Below are 23,122 nucleotides of genomic sequence, written 5' to 3'. Positions count from 1 at the left end.
GCGCTTAATTATTTTCGTAAAACTTTATGCTACTAAGGTATAAGCGCCTGGCTGCCGCCGATGGAAATTTGATAAAAACATCGTGCTGGCCTTTAATGCCGCTTACAGTAGTTTTAAATGCTTTAGGCTTAGCTGCGGATGAAACAGGTATTTTAGCTATTAATTTTCCTCGTTTTAAATCATCAAGCCATATTTCAATATTTCCGCTGCCGCTTGCAGTAGCAACCAGTTCAACCGATGTTGGTGAATTACCCAGATCAACACCCGAAAGCATCAGCCACCCACCATAATCAGAGGTATTGGTAACATAGCTTCCGGCTTGTTTTGTTACCTTTTCGATACCGTAGTAATTGCTGTACCCGGCAACAGGCAGTACCGAAAGGCCATCCTTGCATATAAAGAAATCAAAATCTGCCGGTTTACCTTCGGCAAATAAACCAACGCTTGTACCCACCCATGAGTTAAAGTTAGGTTGCGCTTTATCCAGATTTACGGCACTTACAGGCTTGCCAACCGGTGTCCACTGCTTACCGTTGCCGCTGCAAAAGGCTTTTAATACATGTGCTGAACGCTCCAGTTTTAGCCACACCGTATTACCAAAACGGTTAGGTATTGTCTGTATAGTCGAATCTAAATCAAATACTATTTGCTTGCCGCCGTTATAACCGGTGTACAAGCGCACTGTTACCGTTTGATTTCCATTGGTAAGGTAAATACCACCTTTATCAGCACCGGTAACCGCATCAAGATCAACCTTGGTAACCGCAGTATAAAAATGATCTGTTTCCTTTTGCATTAAATGCGTGCGGTTGGTATCAGGTGTTAGGCGTATCCATCCTTTTCTATCAGTCAATGAAAATCTTGCTGATGCTTTTTTATTTAAAAAATGCCACCATAATTCCAGCTTGTTTCCGCTAAATTGATCTGACTTTACGCTGCGCCATGGCATATCAGTTTCAGGTAAATCAGGCTTCAACACCGGCTGTGTAGTTGGGGCTACTCCCCATGGCCTGTCTCCTTCCCAAACCACCTGATATAAACCGGTTTGCCTGCCCATGCCCGACCAATCATCGGCATCATATTTTTCATAGCTCTGCCCTATCGTCCACCAGGTACCGTCACTTAACTTAAAGGGTGCCGATATGTGATTGGGGCGGCGGAAACCAACCTTAGCATCGGTAATGGGCTTAAAAAAGTTACCCAAACGCTCCCACTTTGTTGAATCGCTGGTTAACGCGGTGCCTCTCAGCACATACTGTCCGCCCGATACATCACCAGCCGGAAAATAATAGTAATAACCGTTACGCCTGCACATTACAGGTCCTTCTGCCCAACTGTATTGTAATTTAGCATTAACCCAATCCAGATTAATTACCGTATCTGCCAACTGCCCGTCACGGCTCAAAGCCTGTAAGCGGTTTACTTTTTGCCCGTTTTTGATCACCATATAGGGCTTGCCATCGTCATCAACAAAAATTGAATTGTCATACCCCAAATTACCCGTGGTTGAATTGCTTTTTACTTCTACCGGATCTGACCATGGCCCTGCCGGTGATGATGCCTTACAAAACCACTGTACGCCGGCTGAAAAGTATATCCAGTAACTGCCGTAAAAATAAGTGATGGCTCCCTGCCATATACCACCCGAAGGCCTGTCGCTTACCCATGCTGCCTTTGAAACAGGTAATACCCGGCTAATAATATCCCAATGTATAAGATCCTTAGAGTGGTATACAGGCAGATACGGATTAAAATGAAAGGTTGACCCGCAATGATAAAAATCATCACCAACTTTTAACAGCGTCGGATCGGGATGATCGCCGGGCAAAACCGGGTTTACATAAGTACGTACGCCTTGATAATATGATGATGAATCAATATTGGTTAATTGCTGCGCTATAGCAAATGGCCTGGTTATAACTAACAAAGTAAGGGCGGTTGCAAGCCGGTAAATATGCATCATAAGCAGTTTGGGTTGATAATATATAATCAAGTTCAACAGGTTACAAAAATGTGGTAAACGCCGTAGCGTTGCTACTGCAATTGTCTTTTTTTATAGCACAAATGTTAACGGCCATTTGAAAATATCGAAATAACACCACTGTAACACATTGTATATTAATTAAATACTGCATACAATAGTTAAATTAGTTCCCATTTGAGCCCGATGGGCACTTTTAATAATCACTATTTATACTTAATTTTATTTATCTAACCAATGTGGCATCCTGCCTGCCTGAAGATGATAAAGAAAGCCATGCAACATATACTGTTGCTATTGATTATTGTATTATTTAATCCGTTTTATTTACAGGCTCAAACCGCACAACTAAATTTCAGTAACCTAACCGCTAAGGATGGATTATCGTCAAACACGGTATATGACATTCTTAAAGACAAGTATGGTTTTGTATGGATGGCTACAGAGGACGGACTGAACCGTTTTGATGGCACAAACTTTAAAATTTATCGTTATGTTGCCGGTGATGCCTCAAGCATTGGCGCAAACCATGTTACCGCGTTATATGAAGATGACCGTGGCACATTATGGGTGGGAACCAATGGCGGCTCATTAAGTGTTTACAACAGGCATACCGACTCGTTTTTTAATTTTAACTCGTTATCGGATAATCCTATTGGTGGCGCAATAACAGCAATATGCGGCGATGGCCGCAATAACGTGTGGGTAGGATGTTATGACGGTTTATATGTAATTGATATTGTAACCCGCAAAGCAAAGCGTATACCCACCGGGTTCAACACCGCCGGAAAACCGCAGATAAGGGTTTGCCTTTCTATTTTCAGGGACAGAAAAAATGTAATGTGGATAGGTACCGACAAGGGCTTGTATACGTACAACAACCACAACGGCAGCTTTAAACTTTACAAACCACAAAACAACGATGACAATTTGGCAAACAGCCTTATACTATCTATAAATGAGGATAATAAACATAACCTATGGGTAGGAACTACCGGCGGGCTGAATATGTTAAGCCCTGACCGTAAATTATTACGTAATTACCGCCATAACCCACAAGATAACCGCAGCATAAGCAGCGATGTTGTTTACGCTATAGCCGCTGATGCTGACAATAGTATATGGTTAGCTACCGAAGAAGGCCTCAATATACTTAATCCCCTAACGGGTTTTATAAATAAATATAAACCGGATAAGCGCGATAAAAGCAGTATTTCAAGCAAATCGGTACGTTCAATTTATATTGATAAGCTTGGTATTTACTGGCTCGGTACTTTTCAGGGCGGTGTAAACAAGTATGATAAGAACTTCAGTTTTTTTAGCCGAAAAGAAAGCAACCCGTTTGATGTAAAGGGATTACGCGCATCAGTAGTTACCTCATTTGCAGAATGGAAGAGCAAAGGCGTATTTGTTGGAACAGATGGCGGCGGACTTAATTTTTACAATCCCAAAAGCGGGTTATTTGATCATGTAAACCTTAAATCAAAGCATTCGGTTGAACATTCAGCCCTGGCAATACTGGCTTTAGAAATGGCCCGCAATCAGCAATTGTGGATAGGCACTTACTTTGACGGGCTTTTTATGTATGATCCTTCAAACGGAAAGTATCGCCAGTTTGTAAAAGGCCCCGGTAAGCTTGACCTTAACTTTAACGATGTATTTTGTGTAAAGGAAGATAGTAAAGGCAAGATATGGATTGGCACTAATGGCGGCGGCATAAATATATACGACCCGCAGCGGGAAGTTATCGATAAAATAGTGAACGATTTTTATGCTGCTAATGATGCACGCTTTCCGGTAAATAATATCATAAGAGCTTTTGAGGAAGACCGCAATGGGAACATGTGGGTAGGAACTTTTGGCGGAGGCATATCCGTGTGGAACCCTAAAACCCGGCATTTTAAGTTTTATAATAAAACAAACAACAACCTGCCTAATGACTATGTACTTTCAATACTGCAGGATACTCGCGGAAACATTTGGGCCGGTACCAGCGGCGGCGGACTGAGCCTGCTAGATAATGTGAATGATAAGTTTGTAACCTATTCAGAAAACGATGGCCTTGCTAATGATGTGGTACAAAAAATATTAGAGGATAATCAAGGAAAAATATGGCTTAGCACCAACCAGGGCATCAGCACATTTAATATTAAAAGTAAAAATTTTATAAATTACACCTATCATAACGGATTGCAAAACAGCCCGTTTGTGTTGGGTGCCGGCATTCGCACCGTAAATGGCGACTTGTATTTTGGCGGGCAGGAAGGCTTTAACCACTTCAACCCTCTTGCTATGAAAATAAACAGGAATGTGCCGCCGGTAATTATTACGGAGCTCAAAATTGATAACAAAAAGGTAACACCATCTGAGGATGGCGCTATTAAAGAGTCTGTTTTGCTTGCTAAAGAGGTAAATTTAGATTATCAGCAAAGTTTTTCGCTCAGTTTTGCGGCTCTTAATTATACTAACTCACAACAAAATAAATACAAGTACCGGTTGTTAGGTTTTAACAGCGACTGGGTGCTGGCCGGAAAAGAACATACAGCATCCTATACCAATCTTAATCCAGGCAAGTATGAATTTCAGGTTTTGGCAAGTAATAATGATGGTATCTGGAATACGAAAGGCCGTACAATAAAAATTATTGTGGCACCACCTTTCTGGCTATCTGTATATGCTTTTATTATTTACCTGGCCGTAGGTTTGGCTATATTATTCTATATCCGTTATCGCGGTATACGAAAATTAAAAATGGAGTTTGCCCTGCAACAGGAACGGCAGCAGGCAAAACAGGCCATGGAAAACCAACGCAGGCAAGCTGAACATGTGCGCGAACTCGATCAGCTCAAAATAAAATTTCTAACTAATCTGAGCCATGAATTTCGCACCCCTATATCGCTTATAGTAGGCCCGGTAGATAACCTGCTGGCAAAAATAAGCGAACCTGAGCTATCAGGCCAGCTCGGGCTTATCAAACGCAATGGCAGGCGCTTGCTCAACCTGGTAAATCAACTGCTTGATTTTCGTAAAATGGAAGAGGATGAGCTAAAATTAAATGTTACTAAAAGCGAGATAGTGAATTTTGTAAGAGAAATTACCGACTCGTTTACCGACCTGGCTGAAAGAAGGGGCATATCGCTTAAATTTATAGCGGAAGAGCGTGGTGTTTATGCCTTATTTGATGCTAATAAAATAGAAAGAGTATTATTCAACCTTTTGTCAAACGCGTTTAAATTTACACAAGAAGGCGGACATATATCCGTTGAACTATTTGCCCGCGAATTACCAGGTACAGACAAAATTAATATTTCCTGTAGCGTTACAGATACCGGCATAGGCATTCCGCAACATGCATTGCCATTGGTTTTTGACCGTTTTTTTCAAACAGATACCGGCCCTACAGTACTTAACCAGGGTTCGGGTATCGGGCTGTCAATCACCAGGGAGTTTGTTAAAATGCATGGGGGTACCATACATGCTGAAAGTGAGCCTGAAAAAGGCAGCCGGTTTGTTTTTGATATACCGTTAACACGGGTAACGCCGGAGACATCGGCTTTAGCACCAGACACTACAGATGTTATTAAAACAGAATTACCTGCCGAAGCCGAACAGTTAACAGAAAATGAGATAAACGATGTATCCAAAATGCCATCCATCCTGATAATTGAGGATGATGAGGATTTTAGGTTCTATTTAAAAGATAACCTCAAATTAAGCTATCGCGTTTTTGAGGCATCCAACGGGAAGGAAGGCTGGCAGCAGGCCCTGTCACGCCACCCTGATATAATTGTTTCGGATATCAGTATGCCGATAATGAACGGCATTGATCTGGGGAAAAAGATAAAAAGTGATAAACGCACCCTGCACATTCCGCTTATATTACTTACCGCTTCAAACAGTGAGGCTGATCAGATACGCGGCCTCGAATCAGGCGCTAACGACTTTATTACCAAGCCATTTAACTTTGCGGTATTGCAGGTAAAAATAAAAAACCTGCTAACGCATAACCGTACCACTAAAGAAACGTATTCGCGCCAACTCCAGGTAACGCCCGGTAATGTGGTAATTGAATCAGAGAACGAGAAGTTTTTACACAAAGTTATGCGCTACATTGAAGATAACCTAAATGACCCTCAACTTTCAGTTGAAGGGTTAAGCCGCGAACTGGTTATCAGCCGGGTATCATTGTACAAAAAAACGCTTGATATTACGGGCATGTCACCGGTTGAGTTCATCCGTTCAGTAAAGTTGGAAAAAGCCGCTTTGCTGCTCGAAAAGAGCGATATGAACATCGCTCAAATAGCTTATCAAACAGGCTTTTCTACGCCTAATTACTTCACCAAGGCATTTAAAGAGAAGTACGGCATGGTACCATCTGAGTATATTGAAGTGAAACGAAAATTACAGGAAGTATAAAAACATATCACATCAAATCATTCTTCCATTTAACTGTTGCGGCTTATAACGGCTAACAATAAATGAAAGAATGATCAATATAATTCTATTTGATAAATGGGTCTATCAAAGCTATTGAACCATCCGGGTTATGGGTCAAGGCGGTTACTTTAATATTACGCAGATGCGTTTTGCCTGAAAGTTCAGTATCATGATAAAAAATGTACCACTTGCCTTTTAACTCAATTATAGAGTGATGCGTGGTCCACCCTTGTACAGGTTTCATAAAAACACCTTTATAGGTAAATGGGCCCATGGGTGAATCGCTTATGGCATAACACAAAAAATGAGTGTCACCGGTAGAATAACTTAGGTAATATTTTCCATTATCCTTATGCATCCACGCTCCTTCAAAAAAGCGCCGGTCATGGTCATTGGTAAGCAGGGGTTTGCCTAAACTATCCACTATTACGGCATCTTTAACCTCTCCGTCAAACTCCTTCATATTGCTTTTTAAGGGCACTACTTTGCAGGAGAGCGCAGGTGCTGTCTCGTTTTTAGAATCGGTTTTTGAGCTGTTTGCATGTTTGCCGTTAACCCATTGCTGCAGTTGCCCGCCCCATATTCCGCCAAAATACATATAGGCCTTTCCATTGGTATCAACAAATACAGCCGGATCAATGCTATAACTGCCAGCTATTGGTTTAGGGTCAGCCTTGAACGGGCCCGCCGGATTTGTAGAGGTGGCCACGCCTATCTGAAAAATATCCTGCTTATTTTTAACCGGGAAGTATAAATAATAAGTACCATCCTTATAAGCGGCATCAGGTGCCCAAAGCTGCCTTCCGGCCCAGGGAATATCTTTCACATCCAGCGCAACACCATGATCGGTTACAGGTCCGCCAATACTGTCCATCGAGAATATATGATAATCTTTCATCGCAAAGTGGTCGCCGTTATCATTCTCCTTGATACCGGCATCAATATCGTGCGAAGGATAGATATAAATTTTGCCATTGAATACATGCGCGGATGGGTCGGCCGTATAAAGATCCTTGATGAGCGGAGCTGATAAATATTTTACCGGCTTAGTTGTATCTGCAAGATGTGATGATGAATCACTATTGTTACTACTTCCTCCTTCAGACGAACAAGAGATCAAAACAAACAATGCAGCCGCATAAAACGGCAAACAACGCGCAGCTCTGTTTTTTATCATAATTGGCGTTTATTATTGGTTTATAACTTTGGATTGATAAATATCTTCTTTAAAAATTAACAACAGACCAATAAGCCTTTTTTCTATCAAGATGCTCATCAAAAAGCAGCGGATAGGCTTTAAGGATAATGCGTTTGGTTTGTTCGCCGGCAGCGGCACCACCGGCCAGCCCTCCCCTGCGGGCATCAAGCCAGCTATATTTGTCTGACAGGTTCCAGAAAGTTACGTTGGTGATCACATTTTTGTATTCCCGAAAAATCTTAAAAATTTCGGCATACCTGTCCGCCTGTTGTTGCGCAAGCGCCGGTGTTAAGCCAGAATCAGCCGGTAACTGATTATTGCCATTAAACCGCTGTCTGCCGCGTATGGTCATATCAAGTTCTGTTATCTGTAATTTTAATCCAAGCGATGCATACCTGTCCAGCGCTTTACGCAGCATTTCGGGCGAAGGGTCATGCAATTTCCAGTGCCCCTGCAAACCAATGCCATGTATAGGTACCCCTGCATCTTTTAATGATTTGCATAGCTTATATATCTTTTCGCGTTTTGATTCATCTTCACTGTTATAATCATTATAATACAACGCGGCCGATGGATCAGCAGCATGTGCATATTCAAAAGCTTTGGCAATAAAATCCTCGCCGCATATTTTATACCATAAGGTATTACGCAGGTAAACATTCGGATTATCATCAATGGCTTCGTTAACAACATCCCAGGCGTATATTTTACCTTTATAACGATTAACAACCATTGTAATATGCTCCTTTAGCCGGGCAAGTAAAACAGCCTTGGTTACCTGGTTGCCGACACTATCCTTAAACATCCAGGCGGGTGCCTGGTTATGCCATAACAGGTTGTGCCCTCTTATACGTACATTGTTTTTTACCGCAAAGTCAACAATAGCATCCGCACGGCTCCAATCATACTGATTTTCCCCGGGATGCAAAGGCCCCATTTTCATGTCATTTTCAGCAGTAATACTGTTAAATTCTTTTTTGATAAGTTCGGCTTCCGGGCCATGCAACACAGCCATATTAACAGCCACCCCTATCGGGAAATAGCTTTTATAATAATCTTTTAAACCTTTATCTGTACCGGATAGTTGCGAAATAGCTGTTTTTCCTGGTAAATTTTTACGAGCCGAACACTGTAATAATACCCATGCAAATACCAATATAACAGTAACTAATAAAGTGGTTTTGAGCTTTTGATTTGTTTTTAAATATATATACATACTTAGCCGATAATTATTAATGAACTAAGGGTAAAATTGTCAAAATAAACTTCGTGTACCTTACAAATTTGGTGATTAAAATAGTTCAAATGTTAAAATAAGGCACTGCTAAGGAAGCATCAATGATAATCCGGTCTTTAAAATAAAAAAGGAAAGTAAAGTTACTATTTCATGATGGGTGCCGATTAGACAATTTAATTGCTCATCAATAAATGATATCCGCTGGCTATAGTATTTGAGTAATGCCTTTAACGTTTTTTAATAAAAGCCGCTGTTTGTATAATGGGTTATAAATATTACTGCTTTATCTCGCTGGGCAAAATGCCGTAATACTTTTTAAAAGCCTCTGATAAGTGCGATTGATGCTTAAATCCTACCTCATAGGTAACCTCACGCACAGTCAGTTTTTTATCGATCAGTAAATGGCGGGCATGCTCCATTTTAAGGCGGGTTACATAGCCATAAATAGTGGTGCCAAAGTAAGCTTTAAAACCACGCTTCAACTTAAATTCATTTAACCCTACTAACCGCGAAAGCACCGGCAGCACCGGTGGATTTACAAACTGTTCATCCAGCAAGTCGCGGGCATGTTCAACCTTTTCCTGTTCTAAGGGTGTAAAGGTATTGGTTTCGTTAAGCTGATCGTTTTGTATCTGCTCCATTTGCAGCATCAGCAGCTCCAGTATCTTGGCTTCGGTAAACAGGCGTTTAATCTCACCCACTTTACGGCACTCTACAATATCATTGATAATCTGCCGCATCTCGTGCGATACCAACAGGTCTTTAGCTGATATGGAGGTGTATTTACCGTTTTTGATCTCCTCTACAAAATCAGCATGAAGAATAGAGTCTTTATTAATCAGATGAAAATAATATTCTTTTGATAGCACCACCAAAAAGTAACTGTAATTTACCCCTTTGGTCAGTTCGTACTTACCTGATAGCGATGGGATATACCTGATGTTATGCCGCGCGCCGCCGCGCATTTTTTTGCTGCCTTTGTCATCAGTTGCAGGTACATTTTCGTAAAATATAAATTGAGAGTTGATGGTTTCGCCCTCTATCTCAAAAAGGATTGTGGCCTGTTCGTCAAACTGCATTTTGGCATGCATCACAAACATACCACCCGAGCTGAGCATATAATTAGAAAACTCATGCACCGGCGGCCGCTTAATGGTCATGCGCTTTTCGGCCAATGGTGTGTTAGCGTTAAATGTATCGGGCAGTTCTTCAATGAACAGCCAGTCTTCAAATCCCTCTAATTTTGATTTTATGTACATTAAGCAATTTGTGCCTGGCGCGCCTGTGCCTAATATTAAGCACAGACCCGCAGGACTTTCTTTTTTTGTTGTGACTTGAGGTTATGTATGTAATTAAGTATTAATCAGTAACCGAGATGGTACCTATTAATGGCGTAATTGACGACGCAGCACCGTTAACTGTTAAATTCACGCTCCTTACAATAGTGCCCGGATAATCAACAGGCAGGCGTACTTTAATTTCGGTATCAGTAATTCTCAATAGGTCCACTTCAACAAAATCTCGCCGTGCGTAATATATTTGTGCCTTGGCATCAATACCATCACGATAATATTTAATTGAGTTGTTTGTATTCACTAAAATAACTTCTTCGCCACGTTTAATAGTTTGCTGCTGAAGTTCAAGTTGTAATATTGGTGGGCTTATTTTTATCGGCCCTTTAGTAATATTGTATGTTCCGCTTACCACACGCACTTTATAACTACCGGTATCAATACCGGCAGGAAACGGGCCATCAATGCGCGACGCGGTAAATTCACTAAAGGTAGATGCAGGCACTCGTATCTCTTTATTTTGCGCGTCAACAAAAAACACTTTTGTTTTATTGGTATCGGGTAATATGTACTCCCCCTGTATTGAAAAACCATAGTCTAATTGCGTATCACCAATCTCAAAAATTGGCGTAGGCTGATTAACTAATGCTTTTAAAATATATGTTTTTGTGCTGCCATCAGCAGCCTTAACTTCAAATGTTATACCGTCCTTATACTCAACCTCGCTGCCCGAAGCCGGGATTACTGTCGCCCCCTCTGATACGGTTATCACCGGCTTTATTTTATTGGGCACTGCTTGAAAAGGCGGATAATAAACTATAATGATGTTACCATCAATTGATGCCTTTATATCATTACCGGCGGCATCCTTAATGGTAAATTGTTCAATATCGTTATAGGGTAATGCCGGGTATTCCTTTTTACAGGATGACATACCGGCCATCACCATTATTACTAAAATTAACAGGTAAAAATTGCTTATAAAAGTGTGGCGTTTAATGAGAGTCATTTTATATTGAATGTTTCAAATTTTTTGTGCTTTGCACGTTAAGCAGGCAGACCCTGTTTAGGGTCTGCTTTTTCATAAATTGCTTATTACAGGTTGTTAATTACGCCTGTTTTAATAGTATAAACACCCCTGTTGCTGGTAGCAGTACCATTACCTGATGCAGCAGTTACCTGCAAAGCGTAAGGACTGCCTGATGCAGGAGTGATCAAAATAAAGTAACCTGCAATTGGCGTAACGCCACCCGGTGCAGCATAATTGTACCAGCCGTTTGGTGTAGCTGTGGTTGAAGTATTACGGCCAACACTGGTTACGGCACTGCCAGTAAAATCAGAGATTTTTAGTGTAGCGAATGTTTTAGAAGTATTATACAGCGTTTTCAGTGTAGAACCTAATGGTACCTGGATAACCGAGTTATTGGTACTGGTAAAGTGTACATCAACACCACTAAAGGTTGCTACGCTATCCTGATCGCCATTGGTCAGGTCAACATAAATGGTACCATAGCCGGCAGGGCCTAAAGCCGGGTTGGCATAACGGCCGTAAATGGTATACGTAGCGCTGCTTGGTACCGCGTTGGTAGTTAAGTTTGATTGCGCTGATGCTGATGACTCAGGCACGGCGCCATCTTTTTTACATGATACGGCAACAATAGCGATGGCTGCAATTGCAGTTACTGACCTTACGGTGCTTAGGAATTTGTTTTTCATTGTTTTTAGATTAAAAATGTAAATAGATTGTGATGTATGTTAGTCGCTCTCCGTACGCTAAAGCGGATTAACCATTGTTGTATATATATATGCTTATTTTGATGTTACCGTTAACGCGCCAACTTTAGTTATTACCGGCCATCCTTCAAACTCAAAGTTGTAAGTGGCGGTATAATTGTACACCCCAACCGGCATATCCTCAGGCATTTTAAGGGTCATCTTCAACCTATCAAAGCTCACTACCGTTAACGGGTAGGTTTGGCTGTTAACCGTAACCGATGCAGCTTTAAGGCCAACAAACACACTGTTAAAGGCATCAAAACTTATCTCGCCACCTTGCTTAACCTCGCGGCTTGGTATCAACAAATCGGGTTGCTGAAATGTAATATGCACCGGCTTGGCAAGTTTAGCGGTATGGCCGGCAAAACCTACGGTAACATCATAATACCCGGTATCAATTGTCGCGGTTATCGGCACATTGAACAGTGTATAATCATTACCCTCGGTTTGCATTCCGGCGGCATCCATTAACAGGTTCACCTTTTGCCCCGAGCCACGCCTGGTAAGCTCAATACTTGCCGCCTGCGCGTTACGGCTCTGAAAATTGCCTTTTATTGTCGGCAATACCCCTACCGGGCTGGTTATCTGCTCATCGGCTGTTAGCCAGTCAACTTCCAGCGAGGATATAGACTGATTAACTATTTTTAACGAATAAGTATTGATACTGCCATCAGCCGCTACAACGGTATACTTTACATCCTGCGCGTTTACTGATACCGGCTGCGCCCTTTCGCTCAGTTTCGCCCCGTCAGACAGGGTAATTTCCGGATCGATAACCACCATGTTATAGTAAAATGGAACATACACGGTTATGGTTTTCTCTACATTATCAATAGCGCCATAAATTACCGTATCAGCCAGGTTAACCACTTTGTACGAGGTGATCTTGTTTTGGGCCACACCAGGCAGGTCCATCGTTTTTGTGCACGATGTTATACCTGCTACCGTTATTATCAGTAATAAAAATTGTATAAGTTTCGGTTTCATTTCAGTTTGTCTGCGGCAGTTATTTTATCTCGAACTTGGTACTGCCTTTAGGTACAAGCACATATTCAAAAGTGAAATACATGTGCGGGGTATCTTTAAACCACAAGTCGGGCGTAAAGGCATCTTTATAGCAACTGATCATCTTGATTTTAGCCAGATCACCTGATGCGGTGCGCACTACCAGCGTGCGCGACTCAGGCATGGCATAGGCCACGTGCTTTTTTTGCTCGCTGCCATCACCGCGGATGGTTCCTGCAAAATCATACAGGTACCAACCTGTACCATCGCCAAAAGCACCCAGTTTATCTGTACCGTAACTTGCTGAAGTTGAGAATTCGGTATCAGCCGGTACATTGGTTACGTCCTCAAATGGTTGCTCTAATATTAAAATACCCCCAACTCCGTTAGCGCCATAGCCTGGGTTTTTTTCGTCCTTACCATTGTTTGAACCTATAAAGCTGTTGTATAAACTACCAAAGCTGATATCCCAGTGGGCAGTGGTTTTAAATTCTGCGGCTATCTCCTCCTTATTTTCCAGGCTGAAATAAACTACCGGCGGCGGCGTGGTTGGCTGGGTATCATCAATTGGAGCCAAAAAATTCTCAATACGCTGTATTTTATAGTAAGGCACTGTACCGTTCGGATTAGGTGTTTCAGTTCCGGTTTCATCCTCATCAGGCACAACATCATTATCCTTAGAGCATGCTGTAAATAGTACGCTGATAACTGTTAGCATATAAAACCATTTCCCTGAAATTTTTAATAATGATCGCATCATGTTTTTGTATATGTGTTTGTTTATTAATAAATTATTGATCTTTTGTTGAGAGGTTACGGCTGCCATCCTGCTGCACGTAATACCTGAAGGTAAAGTATGGCGATGGCCAGGTCAGATCGGTAACCACAGCCGGTGCGCCTTTGTACATGCTCACCATTTCCAGTTTAGCATACTTGCCGTCGGCGGTACGCAAAACATAAGTGCGGTTTTTAACCGGTATGGCTATGTGTGTTTTTAAATCGTAAAAATACCAGCCGTTGCCATTGCCACTATCCCAACCCGCGGCGGTAATACCGTTCTTAGCAAACTCCTTGTCAGACGGTGCGGTGGTCAGTTTATCATAATTTTGATTAACGGCGATAAGCGTTCCCCTGCCCGGCCCGCCCAAGCCAAAGCTCGATTCGTTGGTGCCATTGTTTATCGATATATACGAGTTGTATTCCTTTGCAAAAGCGATATCCCACTTAGTGGTTTTTTTCTCGCTGCTGTCAACCTTGGTATTGGTTTTAAGGCTGAAATAAAATGGTGTAAACGGTTTGCCGCTGCCCACGGTATTACCAATATCGCCGGGCAGATCTGCCACTACCGTGCTTTTACCATCGGCCAGTACCGGCTTTATCTGCTCTTTGGTACAGGCGCTCATTGCCGTTACCATAAGCAAGCCTGCTACCATATTTCTGAATTTTATAAGTCGATTTAGTTTCATACACATTGATTAAAAGAAGCGGTAATTAATACCCAGCATCACCGTAAGGCCCGAATTTGCAGGCATAAGCTCATGCCGGTAATTCATGATGTTATCAAGTATTACCTGTACTGATAAATGCTTTTGCATCAGGCTTTTTTGTATTGATGCGTTCAGCAAAAAATAACCGGGTACATAGGTATCGTACAGGTCAAGAAAATTATTGGAACGACCGGCTTCCATAAAGCCATACTTACCACGATAATTTACCCTGAATGTAGCCGTGATATCCCTTGGCTCGTACTCGTAAACAAACCGCACATTAGCCATATGCCGGGAACGGTTGGTAAGGCCAAAATAGTCGGACGTGGTGGAGCGCCTGTCTGTAGCGGTTTCGGGATTGTGGACGGTGGCGAAGTTGCCGGTTCCGGCTTTTATAGAATCAATTACGCCCCTGTCCTTTGCATACAGTAACTGGTAACCGACTGATATGGTTAACCCTTTGGCTGCTTTAATACTGCTACCAATTTCAAGCCCGGTTAAAAACACCTTATCAATATTAAAGTATGAAAATACCTGCTGCCCATTGGTTTTTGAGGCCACCTGCTCTGTATTTATAAAGTTGCTTACATTGTTGTAAAAGCCGTTTACCTGTATGCTGAGCTTAGTATTGGGAATGTAATTGAATCCGGCACTGTATGATACCGACCGCTCGGCCTTTAAGTTGTTTACCCGCCCGGCATTCGGGAATACCGACGTTATTTCACCGGCATCCTGCAAGCGTTGCAACTCCTGCTCAAATACCTCGTTACCTAAAACAGTATAACCACCACCGGCAAAATTGGTGAACACCATATACAACTGCCTGAAATCCGGTGTTTTAAAGCCCGAAGCCACAGCGGCCTTTAAAGTTAAGGCACTCCCTATTTTGTGATCAATACCCAAACTTGGCGTAAGGCTGCTGCCATACCGGTTATGATGCTCAAACCGTAAACCGCCTATCATGGTTGTTTTGGCGGTGAGCCTCCAGTCGCCTTGCGAATAGGCAAAGCTGTTTTGCTGGTTGCGGCTACCACCATACAGTGAATTATCCATGGTTTCATACTGCGTACCCGCCCCTCCTGTAAGCGTAAAAGCGTTTTGCCACGACCTTGATACCTGCACCTCGCCACGGTGCAGGTACTGCGTAAAATCATTCGCAGTTAAAATTTGGGTAGATGTAAGGTCGGTATTGTTTTGGCGGTTAGCATATCTGGTTATATAATATTGGGTTTTTAAGCGTAAGCCGCTTTTCAGGTTAGTGTTCAGCACTGCTGACGCGTTCAGATCATCCTCACTCAATGCGTCGCGCTGTAGCGCGGTACCGAATGATTTATCGTTTACTGACTCACGCGAGGCGAACCTTCCGGTAAAATTCAGCGAGTTGGTTTCATTTAGCGAATAGCGTCCCCGGCCCTGTAAAGTAAAGCTGCTGTATGGGTAAACTGTCTTTCCTTCAGTTAAATATGGGTTGGCATTAAAACCATCTGTGCGGTAATAGTTGGCACCAATATAACCCGAACCTTTACCCCCCGCGAAAGGCGTTTCGCCTTCCAGGTTAGCATCAACCACATTAAAACTACCATACCGTACTGATGCCATGCCCTGGCTTTGCGATATACGCTGGCGCGTTACAATATTAATGGCACCGGCCATAGCCTCGCTGCCAAACAGGCATGATGACGCCCCCTTGATGATCTCGATACGCTCTATGTTAGCTACCGTTATGCGCGACAGATCAAAGTTGCCGGAGTTACGGCCCGTCATGGGTTGGCCGTCAATCAGTATCATGGTATAGCCACTGTCAAACCCCTGCATCTGCAAGCCTACAGCCCGCGGCCCGGCACCAATATCACTCACTATGGCTAGGCCGGTTTGCTCTTTAAGTACTTCATCAAGCCTGCGGCTACCCATCTGGTCTATCTGCTTACGGGTTATCACCGTGGATGGCATGGCGGTGCGCTGGAAATCGATCAGATTATCAGGATTATAAGGTTTGGTGTTTATACTCACCTCGTTCAAGGCATTCACATCCGCCTCAACAGAAACGGACAGTGTTACCTGTTGCCTCTGTTTTACACCGGCTTTAACTACCAGCGGTTTAAAGCCCACACCACTAACGCGTACATGGTAATTGCCTGCGGCAACGCTATTTATAGTAAACTCGCCATGTTCGTCAGTTGCCGTGCCCTGCCCCGTTTGTATAATGGTTATTGCTATCCCCGCTACCGCGTTGCCCTTTTCATCAGTTACAGTACCTCCTAAACGCCCCGCAGGGGTTTGAGCGTAAACTGTATGGATGGTTAATGTGAGCATAGTAAACAGGGAGTACAGATATTTCATTAAATTTAGTCAATGCTATTTTTAATCAGTCTAAATAACAACAAAACAAAGGTGTGCAGTTTAATTGATAGTTTATTACCGAAATCGGGATTATTTTTTACGACTTTAGGATAGAATTTCAGGTAAACGAAGCGATTTATTCCGTAAACCAACCGCTTAAAACCGTATAACCATCCTTGTTAATGGATTGATTTAAAGGAAATTAAAGCAATCCATTAACCTCAGTTACATTAATACATCAGCTAACAATCATCCATCCTGATTCCATAAGGGCAAGCCGCCTTATTTGGAATGCTTATAAATAAGAGGTTCATTTGCGGTATGAAATCATCTACAAAAATTGTGAGCGCATGCCTTTGTTTAACATTAGGTTTATTGCTGTTCGCAAACATGAGCCTTTTAGCACAGGATGTTAAAGTGATAAAGGACTTACAAGCTACATCAAAAATTTACTTCAGCTTTGATAGCGGGTCAACAGTAGCCGGAGCGGATACGGCAACAAACAGATGGGACATAGCCATACAACGCACCAATATATTTGTAAACAGCGGTACCAGCGGCAACGGCACAACTACTGCCATGCTGTTAAAAAACACATCCTTTGATAAAGTGAACACGGCACCGGCCAGTGGCTATGTTGAAGATTCGGCACAGGCTAAGGCTGTTCCACCAGGCACCGGCCAGGGTTGGTATTTGTATGATATGAATAGCCATACCGTTAACCCTGCTCCCGGCCGCATCATCATAGTAAAAACATCGTCAGGCAATTATGCCAAAGTTGAGGTATTGAACTACTACAAAAATGGCGACGGCGATCCGGGTTATTATACTTTCAGATACGCGTTCATCAACCAGGCCAACTAAATAACATGAAAAAACAGATCATTATATTAAGCCTGCTGTTGGTAACCCTTCAGGCAGCCATCGCGGCATCACCCAAACGTATTATCACTCTTAATAATACCCTTACTGAAACGGTTGACGCGCTCGGCCTTGGCAAAAATTTAGTCGCGGTTGACGTTACCAGCACCTATCCTGCCTATGTTCAAAAATTACCAAAGGCAAGTAAAAACCGCTCTGTTTCAGCCGAAGGGTTGTTGTCTTTTAGTCCGGATATTGTACTGGCAACCGAGGGCAGCGTTAATAAAGAGGTTGAATACCAGCTTACGGCTGCCGGTATAAAGGTGGTGCAGATAAAACAGGTATACTCTGCCGCAGGCACCTACCAATTAATAAAAGATGTGGCGGCAGCCCTGCAAGTACAAGCAAAAGGCGCTGCACTTATAATGGCCCTGCAAGCAAGAGTAAATAAAGCCACAAGCTTTGTAAAGCAACATCCTAAAAAAACCAAGGTATTATTTATTTACGCCCGCGGCACAGGCGTAATGATGGTAGCCGGAAAAAACACCAGTATTGATGCCATAATAAGCCTGGCAGGCGGACAAAACGCGGTATCGGGTTTTGATGATTTTAAACCTTTTACCACCGAGGCCCTTGTAGAGGCTAATCCGGATATGATACTGATGTTTGATTTTGGCTTTAGCAGTCTTGGCGGTACCGAAAGTATTTTAAAGATACCCGGTGTGTTGCAAACTAACGCGGGTAAAAATAAACGCATAGTACAAATGGATTCAAACCTGCTGGTTGGCTTCAGCACACGGCTGGATCACGCTATACTCCAACTCCACGGTAAGCTCTGATGAATAAAAAACTCTTTTATACCTTGTTAATAACCGGTATCGTGGTATCTGGTATATTATCCATCGGCCTGGGGGCGGTAAGCATTCCGCCGGCAGAGGTGGTAACACTGCTTTTTAACAAAACTTTTAGTGTGAATGATGCACAAGCGAATTTACAGCATGAGGCCATTATAACCATAGTACGCTTACCACGCTTGCTGCTTGGCCTGCTGGCCGGTGCGGCACTGGGCATCTCGGGCGCTGCTATACAGGGCATATTTCGCAACCCGCTGGCCGAGCCGGGGCTGATCGGTGTATCAGCCGGCGCATCATTAGCGGCGGTAGCGGTTATCGGGCTTGAGGGTATATTGTTTGCCGGGTTGAGCAACCTGCTGGGTTACTACCTGCTGGCATTCGGCGCGTTTGCCGGAGCCGGGGTTACAGCGCTGATCATCTACCATATATCAAAACACGAGGGGCGGCCAAACATTACTACCATGTTGCTGGCAGGCATTGCCATTAACGCTTTAGCCGGAGCTTTAACCGGCCTTATCACCTACCTTGCTACCGAGCAGCAGTTGCGTAACATTACCTTCTGGATGCTTGGCAGCCTGGGTGGCGCTACCTGGCAAACTATAACCACATTGGTACCTTTTGTGTTGATACCGGCCCTTTTACTGCCATTATCGGGCAAGGCGTTGAACGCCTTTTCGCTTGGTGAGGCGCAGGCGGGCTATTTGGGTATTGATGTAGACAAGGTAAAAAAACAGGTGATACTGCTGTCAACCATGGCAGTTGGTTCGGCGGTTTCATTAACGGGCATAATTAGTTTTGTAGGATTATTGGTACCGCACATTGTCCGGTTAATTATCGGGGTTGACAACGCGCACGTATTGCCGGCCTCAGCATTGCTGGGCGCTTTAATATTAACCCTTGCCGATTTAATAGCCCGTACCATTATCGCCCCTATTGAGCTGCCTATTGGCGTAATAACCGCGCTGATAGGCGCGCCGGTATTTTTGTACATACTGATACGGGATAAACGTAAACTTATTATTTAAGGCATGCTTACCGTAAACAACCTATCGTTTTATGCAGGCCATCGTACCCTGGTGAGCGATATATCATTCAGTATAAGGCCGGGTGAAATGATTGCCTTGTTGGGTGCTAATGGCGCAGGTAAATCAACCTTGCTAAAAATGCTGGCGGGTATGCACAAACCGGGTAAAGGGCATATAGTATTTAATGGCAAGGCCCTCAGCGAATATGCAATAACCGAACTGGCTAAGCACCGCGCGGTACTTAACCAGCAAAATAACGTGAGCCTGCCCTTTACGGTTGGTGAACTGGTAATGATGGGGCGCTACCCTTACTTTAAAAACCTGCCATCAAAAAATGATGAGGCTATTGTTAAAAAGGTGATGGATGCCGCAGGCATTACCGCTATGGCCGAACGCTCATACCTTACCCTTTCGGGTGGCGAGCAGCAGCGGGTACAGTTGGCGCGTTCACTGGCACAATTATGGGAGCAAAAAAAAGCTTTGCTGCTAATGGATGAACCTGTTACCGGTATGGATATACTGTATCAGCAGCAAACCCTGGCTATACTTAAAGCTATGGCGCGCAAGGGGCACATGGTGGTATGCGTGCTGCATGATATGAACCTGGCCTCGCACTATGCCGACCGTGTGTTGATGCTGAAGAATGGCCGCAAATGGTATGACGGTACACCGCAGGAGATATTGCAGCCCAAGCCTGTGTACGAAATTTTTGAGGTTGAGGCAGATATCGTGATCAACCCATCAACATTAAAACAAATGATTATGCCGCGTGAAGTGGTATTTAACTATGAACAACAAACTTTAAACCCTACGGATATGGAAACCACACTAAACAACCTGAAACAACGCTACACTGAATACAAAGCCGAAAACCCTAAGAAACGCATACGCGAAATAGCTGCCGACCTTAATGTGAGCGAAGCCGAACTGGTAGCCACCGGCATTGGCGAAACAGCCATCCCCCTGAAAAAGGATTTTGAAAACTTGCTTAAACGCGTGCATGACCTGGGTTATGTAATGGCGCTTACCCGTAATGAATATTGCGTGAGCGAACGCAAAGGGGTGTACGAAAAAATATCATTCACCCCACACGCTGGTTTGGTTTTGGGTGAGGATATTGACCTGCGCCTGTTTATGCACACCTGGCAGTTTGGCTTTGCCGTTAATGAGAATGACAGGCATAGCCTTCAGTTTTTTGATAAAACAGGAATGGCGCTGCACAAAATTTATTTGACTGATAAAAGCAACGAAGATGCCTACCAAAGTTTATTGAATGACTTTACCGACAACACCCTGCAAACCATTGCCATTACTGCTAAAGAGAACAAAACTAACAGCGAAATGCCTGATGATGCCGTACAGATAGAGGATTTCCAAACCGCATGGAAAGGCATGGGCGACAGCCATGAGTTTTTCGGGTTGCTGAGAAAGTTCAACGTATCGCGCACGCAGGCTTTGCGCCTTGCACCCGAGGGGTTTGCCCGTAAGATAAGTGCTGAAAATTTCAGGAAGGCTTGTGAACTATGCTCGGAAGGAAATGTACCTGTTATGATATTTGTGCCCAATCATGGCTGTATACAGATACACACCGGCAACATTAATAAACTGGTTGAAATGGGCCCGTGGTATAACGTGCTCGATCCGGAGTTTAACCTGCACCTGCGCATGGATGCCATTGCCGAAACATGGCACGTTATAAAACCATCAACCGATGGTGATGTTAATTCCATTGAACTTTATGATAGGAATGGTGATATGATATTGCAGATGTTTGGTAAACGCAAGCCCGGCCTGCCGGAATTAACCGAATGGCGCGAAGTAGTTAGCGGCCTTGAAACCGTTACCGAACCAATCAGTTGATCAGGAAGCTTTTTTCGGGTGTAAGCTCCTGCGTTCGGATACGGGAGAAAACCATACTTCCGGACACAGAGCTTACGCCTTACTCTGAATCTTGGCAATGGTTTATACAGTATTTTGATGCCGGATTTTTCGATAGCTATCAGCATTTATATATTACTTTTGCAGATGATGGAACAGCAAGCCAATAATCCGCTTCACGGTAAAACTTTAGAAGTTATATTAAATGAACTCGTAGCTTTTTACGGATGGCCTGAACTGGGTGCTCGCATTCGCATCAATTGTTTTAATGATAACCCAGGCATTAAATCAAGCCTGAAGTTTCTTCGCAAAACCGACTGGGCCAGAAAAAAGGTGGAAGACCTGTATGTTTCCACCTCATTTTAGATATTAAAGACAACATATCAGTGATATTAATCAGGATATAAGCTACTAATGCTTTTTCTTATTATTCATTTTAGCTTTTAAACCAGCCCTGTAGTTATAGGTTTTAGCATTACTGGCTTTCTTTTCGTGAAATGCTGCTCCCGGGGCATCATCATCTGCTTTTGCTTTCTTTTTTACATCTTCGGTAGATGAGCGTTCTTTTTCAAAGATTAATTCTTCCGGCAAATCGCCCAATGGAATTTTCTGACCGGTGGCTTGCTCAATTTTTTTGATCTCGGATAGTTCAATGTCCGTGGCGAAGGTGATGGCCATTGTCTCATTTTCAACATCCGGCGAATCATTGATCATTCGGCCAATATATGTTTCCTTATTAACCGGTAATTCAAAATGAATCAGAAATGGAATATCATCCAGATCAAGTTGCTGTTGGTCATCATTAACTACAATCAGTACACGGGTACCGGCATTTTTAAAATCATGCAGCGATGTAAAGCCATCCATTTCAAAAGACCATGGATTTAACAAAGCAACTATAATATTTCGTCCGTGCAGGCTTTTATAAAGTTTTTCGGCCGTTGGGCGTGTGTTTACAAACAACACCACTTTGGTAAACAGGTCTTCATCCTGCATAAACAGGTTCAACAAATTTACCTTTGTACCAAAATTAGGCAGCAGGTATAATATCTGCTGGTGCGTATCAAACTGCGGCTCTCCTATCTCTTCAACCTCAACAATGCCCGGTTGCTTCATAAAGGGTGCTATCATTTTTTTTAAACGCTCATGCAGTACTTCTGTAAAAACCAGGTGCTGGCATTTAGGAATGCTATCAGCCAGTTCGGTAACCGGTAATTGCAAGCCTTGCTTAACAATCAGTTCAGCATCATCAATAACCAGCAATTCAATTTTATTTACATCCAGGCCAAGTTTAAGATAAATAGCACGCGCCCTATCGGGCGTTGCAACTACAATATCGGCACCATCTGCCATCGCATCCATCTGGGCTTCTGTGCCGGGGGTAGCAAACAACGGCACTATAGCAAGCGTTTTGTTTTTGTTTAGCTGCCCTATCTTAGCAACAACCTCTTCAACCTTTTCTTTATCGGGCACCAGTATCAAAACCTTTGGCACACCATCAGGCGTATAATTAAACTTATTTAGCGCGGCTAATATATAGGTGGTAGTTTTGCCGCAGCCTTCGGGGCCAACCGCTATCACGTCCTGACCGCCGTTAATACGCGTCAATGTTTTTTGCTGAATTTCTTTAGGAGCTATGAAAGCTGCTTCACTTAAAGATTTTACTAACCCTTTTTTCAGCTTTAATTTGTCTGACCACGTCATATTTATACATTAAAAATTCCCAATGGGACGACAAATTTATCCTTTTT

Annotated in this window: 17 protein-coding genes; 6 read left to right on the top strand and 11 right to left on the bottom strand. The window is 43.1% G+C overall.

Annotation, left to right across the window (positions count from 1 at the left end; genetic code table 11):
* Positions 1-4: 4 nt before the first annotated feature.
* Positions 5-1,963 carry a family 43 glycosylhydrolase gene (locus tag AC3WJC_RS07665; protein ID WP_492398486.1) on the bottom strand — a complete coding sequence of 653 codons (1,959 nt, stop codon included), beginning with the start codon at positions 1,961-1,963 and terminating at the stop codon, positions 5-7.
* Between the two features lie 279 nt (positions 1,964-2,242).
* On the opposite strand from AC3WJC_RS07665, the gene AC3WJC_RS07660 reads away from it, so the two are divergent.
* A complete protein-coding gene (locus AC3WJC_RS07660; protein ID WP_492398485.1) occupies positions 2,243-6,397 on the top strand; it encodes a hybrid sensor histidine kinase/response regulator transcription factor in 4,155 nt (1,384 codons plus the stop codon).
* Between the two features lie 85 nt (positions 6,398-6,482).
* Here AC3WJC_RS07660 and AC3WJC_RS07655 read toward each other — a convergent pair whose 3' ends face one another.
* The 9 genes from AC3WJC_RS07655 to AC3WJC_RS07615 form a co-directional block, all read right to left on the bottom strand.
* Positions 6,483-7,595, bottom strand: a complete 1,113-nt coding sequence (locus AC3WJC_RS07655; protein WP_492398484.1) for a glycoside hydrolase family 43 protein — start codon at positions 7,593-7,595, stop codon at positions 6,483-6,485.
* Between the two features lie 49 nt (positions 7,596-7,644).
* Complete coding sequence (locus AC3WJC_RS07650) at positions 7,645-8,832, bottom strand: endo-1,4-beta-xylanase (RefSeq protein WP_492398483.1); 1,188 nt, start codon at positions 8,830-8,832, stop codon at positions 7,645-7,647.
* Between the two features lie 296 nt (positions 8,833-9,128).
* Positions 9,129-10,112 (bottom strand): AraC family transcriptional regulator, encoded by a 984-nt coding sequence (locus tag AC3WJC_RS07645; protein WP_492398482.1) that lies wholly within the window; start codon positions 10,110-10,112, stop codon positions 9,129-9,131.
* A gap of 100 nt (positions 10,113-10,212) precedes the next feature.
* Complete coding sequence (locus AC3WJC_RS07640; protein WP_492398481.1) at positions 10,213-11,154, bottom strand: SGBP N-terminal domain-containing protein; 942 nt, start codon at positions 11,152-11,154, stop codon at positions 10,213-10,215.
* A gap of 86 nt (positions 11,155-11,240) precedes the next feature.
* Positions 11,241-11,861 (bottom strand): Vmc-like lipoprotein signal peptide domain-containing protein, encoded by a 621-nt coding sequence (locus AC3WJC_RS07635; RefSeq protein ID WP_492398480.1) that lies wholly within the window; start codon positions 11,859-11,861, stop codon positions 11,241-11,243.
* 93 nt (positions 11,862-11,954) lie between these two features.
* Complete coding sequence (locus AC3WJC_RS07630) at positions 11,955-12,908, bottom strand: SGBP N-terminal domain-containing protein (protein ID WP_492398479.1); 954 nt, start codon at positions 12,906-12,908, stop codon at positions 11,955-11,957.
* A 19-nt stretch (positions 12,909-12,927) separates the two neighbouring features.
* A complete protein-coding gene (locus AC3WJC_RS07625) occupies positions 12,928-13,644 on the bottom strand; it encodes an HmuY family protein (protein ID WP_492398478.1) in 717 nt (238 codons plus the stop codon).
* 73 nt (positions 13,645-13,717) lie between these two features.
* Entirely contained in the window at positions 13,718-14,392 is a 675-nt protein-coding gene (locus AC3WJC_RS07620) for an HmuY family protein (RefSeq protein ID WP_492398477.1), read from the bottom strand.
* A 9-nt stretch (positions 14,393-14,401) separates the two neighbouring features.
* Positions 14,402-16,726, bottom strand: coding sequence for a TonB-dependent receptor (locus tag AC3WJC_RS07615; protein ID WP_492398476.1), 2,325 nt, complete (start codon positions 16,724-16,726; stop codon positions 14,402-14,404).
* 417 nt (positions 16,727-17,143) lie between these two features.
* Here AC3WJC_RS07615 and AC3WJC_RS07610 point away from each other — a divergent pair, with 417 nt between their 5' ends.
* From AC3WJC_RS07610 to AC3WJC_RS07590, 5 genes are all read left to right on the top strand, one after another.
* On the top strand, positions 17,144-17,617 hold the full coding sequence (locus AC3WJC_RS07610) for an HmuY family protein (RefSeq protein ID WP_492398475.1): 474 nt from the start codon (positions 17,144-17,146) through the stop codon (positions 17,615-17,617).
* Positions 17,618-17,622: 5 nt separating this feature from the next.
* Positions 17,623-18,453 carry a heme/hemin ABC transporter substrate-binding protein gene (locus AC3WJC_RS07605; RefSeq protein ID WP_492398474.1) on the top strand — a complete coding sequence of 277 codons (831 nt, stop codon included), beginning with the start codon at positions 17,623-17,625 and terminating at the stop codon, positions 18,451-18,453.
* Complete coding sequence (locus AC3WJC_RS07600; RefSeq protein WP_492398473.1) at positions 18,453-19,493, top strand: FecCD family ABC transporter permease; 1,041 nt, start codon at positions 18,453-18,455, stop codon at positions 19,491-19,493. The genes AC3WJC_RS07605 and AC3WJC_RS07600 overlap by 1 nt, the downstream gene beginning before the upstream one ends.
* 3 nt (positions 19,494-19,496) lie before the next feature.
* Positions 19,497-21,353, top strand: a complete 1,857-nt coding sequence (locus AC3WJC_RS07595; RefSeq protein WP_492398472.1) for a heme ABC transporter ATP-binding protein — start codon at positions 19,497-19,499, stop codon at positions 21,351-21,353.
* 117 nt (positions 21,354-21,470) lie between these two features.
* The gene (locus AC3WJC_RS07590) at positions 21,471-21,737 is read left to right on the top strand and encodes a VF530 family protein (RefSeq protein ID WP_492398471.1); all 267 of its coding nucleotides are present in this window, start codon (positions 21,471-21,473) and stop codon (positions 21,735-21,737) included.
* Between the two features lie 45 nt (positions 21,738-21,782).
* Here the strand turns inward: AC3WJC_RS07590 and AC3WJC_RS07585 are convergent, their stop codons facing one another.
* Positions 21,783-23,075 (bottom strand): DEAD/DEAH box helicase, encoded by a 1,293-nt coding sequence (locus AC3WJC_RS07585; RefSeq protein ID WP_492398470.1) that lies wholly within the window; start codon positions 23,073-23,075, stop codon positions 21,783-21,785.
* Between the last annotated feature and the right edge of the window lie 47 nt (positions 23,076-23,122).

Source organism: Mucilaginibacter sp. FW306-07-L (genome assembly GCF_058782065.1).
The sequence above is the reverse complement of the archived record's forward strand: the minus strand, read 5'-3'. Positions and strand labels throughout refer to the sequence as shown.

Bases quoted from the DNA above. Each gene is read 5' to 3' on its own strand.
- AC3WJC_RS07645 (WP_492398482.1), bottom strand. From the start codon at position 10,112: ATGTACATAAAATCAAAATTAGAGGGATTTGAAGACTGGCTGTTCATT.
- AC3WJC_RS07600 (WP_492398473.1), top strand. From the start codon at position 18,453: ATGAATAAAAAACTCTTTTATACCTTGTTAATAACCGGTATCGTGGTA.
- AC3WJC_RS07605 (WP_492398474.1), top strand. From the start codon at position 17,623: ATGAAAAAACAGATCATTATATTAAGCCTGCTGTTGGTAACCCTTCAG.
- AC3WJC_RS07655 (WP_492398484.1), bottom strand. From the start codon at position 7,595: ATGATAAAAAACAGAGCTGCGCGTTGTTTGCCGTTTTATGCGGCTGCA.
- AC3WJC_RS07635 (WP_492398480.1), bottom strand. From the start codon at position 11,861: ATGAAAAACAAATTCCTAAGCACCGTAAGGTCAGTAACTGCAATTGCA.
- AC3WJC_RS07650 (WP_492398483.1), bottom strand. From the start codon at position 8,832: ATGTATATATATTTAAAAACAAATCAAAAGCTCAAAACCACTTTATTA.
- AC3WJC_RS07640 (WP_492398481.1), bottom strand. From the start codon at position 11,154: ATGACTCTCATTAAACGCCACACTTTTATAAGCAATTTTTACCTGTTA.
- AC3WJC_RS07660 (WP_492398485.1), top strand. From the start codon at position 2,243: ATGATAAAGAAAGCCATGCAACATATACTGTTGCTATTGATTATTGTA.
- AC3WJC_RS07595 (WP_492398472.1), top strand. From the start codon at position 19,497: ATGCTTACCGTAAACAACCTATCGTTTTATGCAGGCCATCGTACCCTG.
- AC3WJC_RS07630 (WP_492398479.1), bottom strand. From the start codon at position 12,908: ATGAAACCGAAACTTATACAATTTTTATTACTGATAATAACGGTAGCA.
- AC3WJC_RS07615 (WP_492398476.1), bottom strand. From the start codon at position 16,726: ATGCTCACATTAACCATCCATACAGTTTACGCTCAAACCCCTGCGGGG.
- AC3WJC_RS07665 (WP_492398486.1), bottom strand. From the start codon at position 1,963: ATGATGCATATTTACCGGCTTGCAACCGCCCTTACTTTGTTAGTTATA.
- AC3WJC_RS07590 (WP_492398471.1), top strand. From the start codon at position 21,471: ATGCCGGATTTTTCGATAGCTATCAGCATTTATATATTACTTTTGCAG.
- AC3WJC_RS07610 (WP_492398475.1), top strand. From the start codon at position 17,144: ATGAGCCTTTTAGCACAGGATGTTAAAGTGATAAAGGACTTACAAGCT.
- AC3WJC_RS07585 (WP_492398470.1), bottom strand. From the start codon at position 23,075: ATGACGTGGTCAGACAAATTAAAGCTGAAAAAAGGGTTAGTAAAATCT.
- AC3WJC_RS07625 (WP_492398478.1), bottom strand. From the start codon at position 13,644: ATGCTAACAGTTATCAGCGTACTATTTACAGCATGCTCTAAGGATAAT.
- AC3WJC_RS07620 (WP_492398477.1), bottom strand. From the start codon at position 14,392: ATGAAACTAAATCGACTTATAAAATTCAGAAATATGGTAGCAGGCTTG.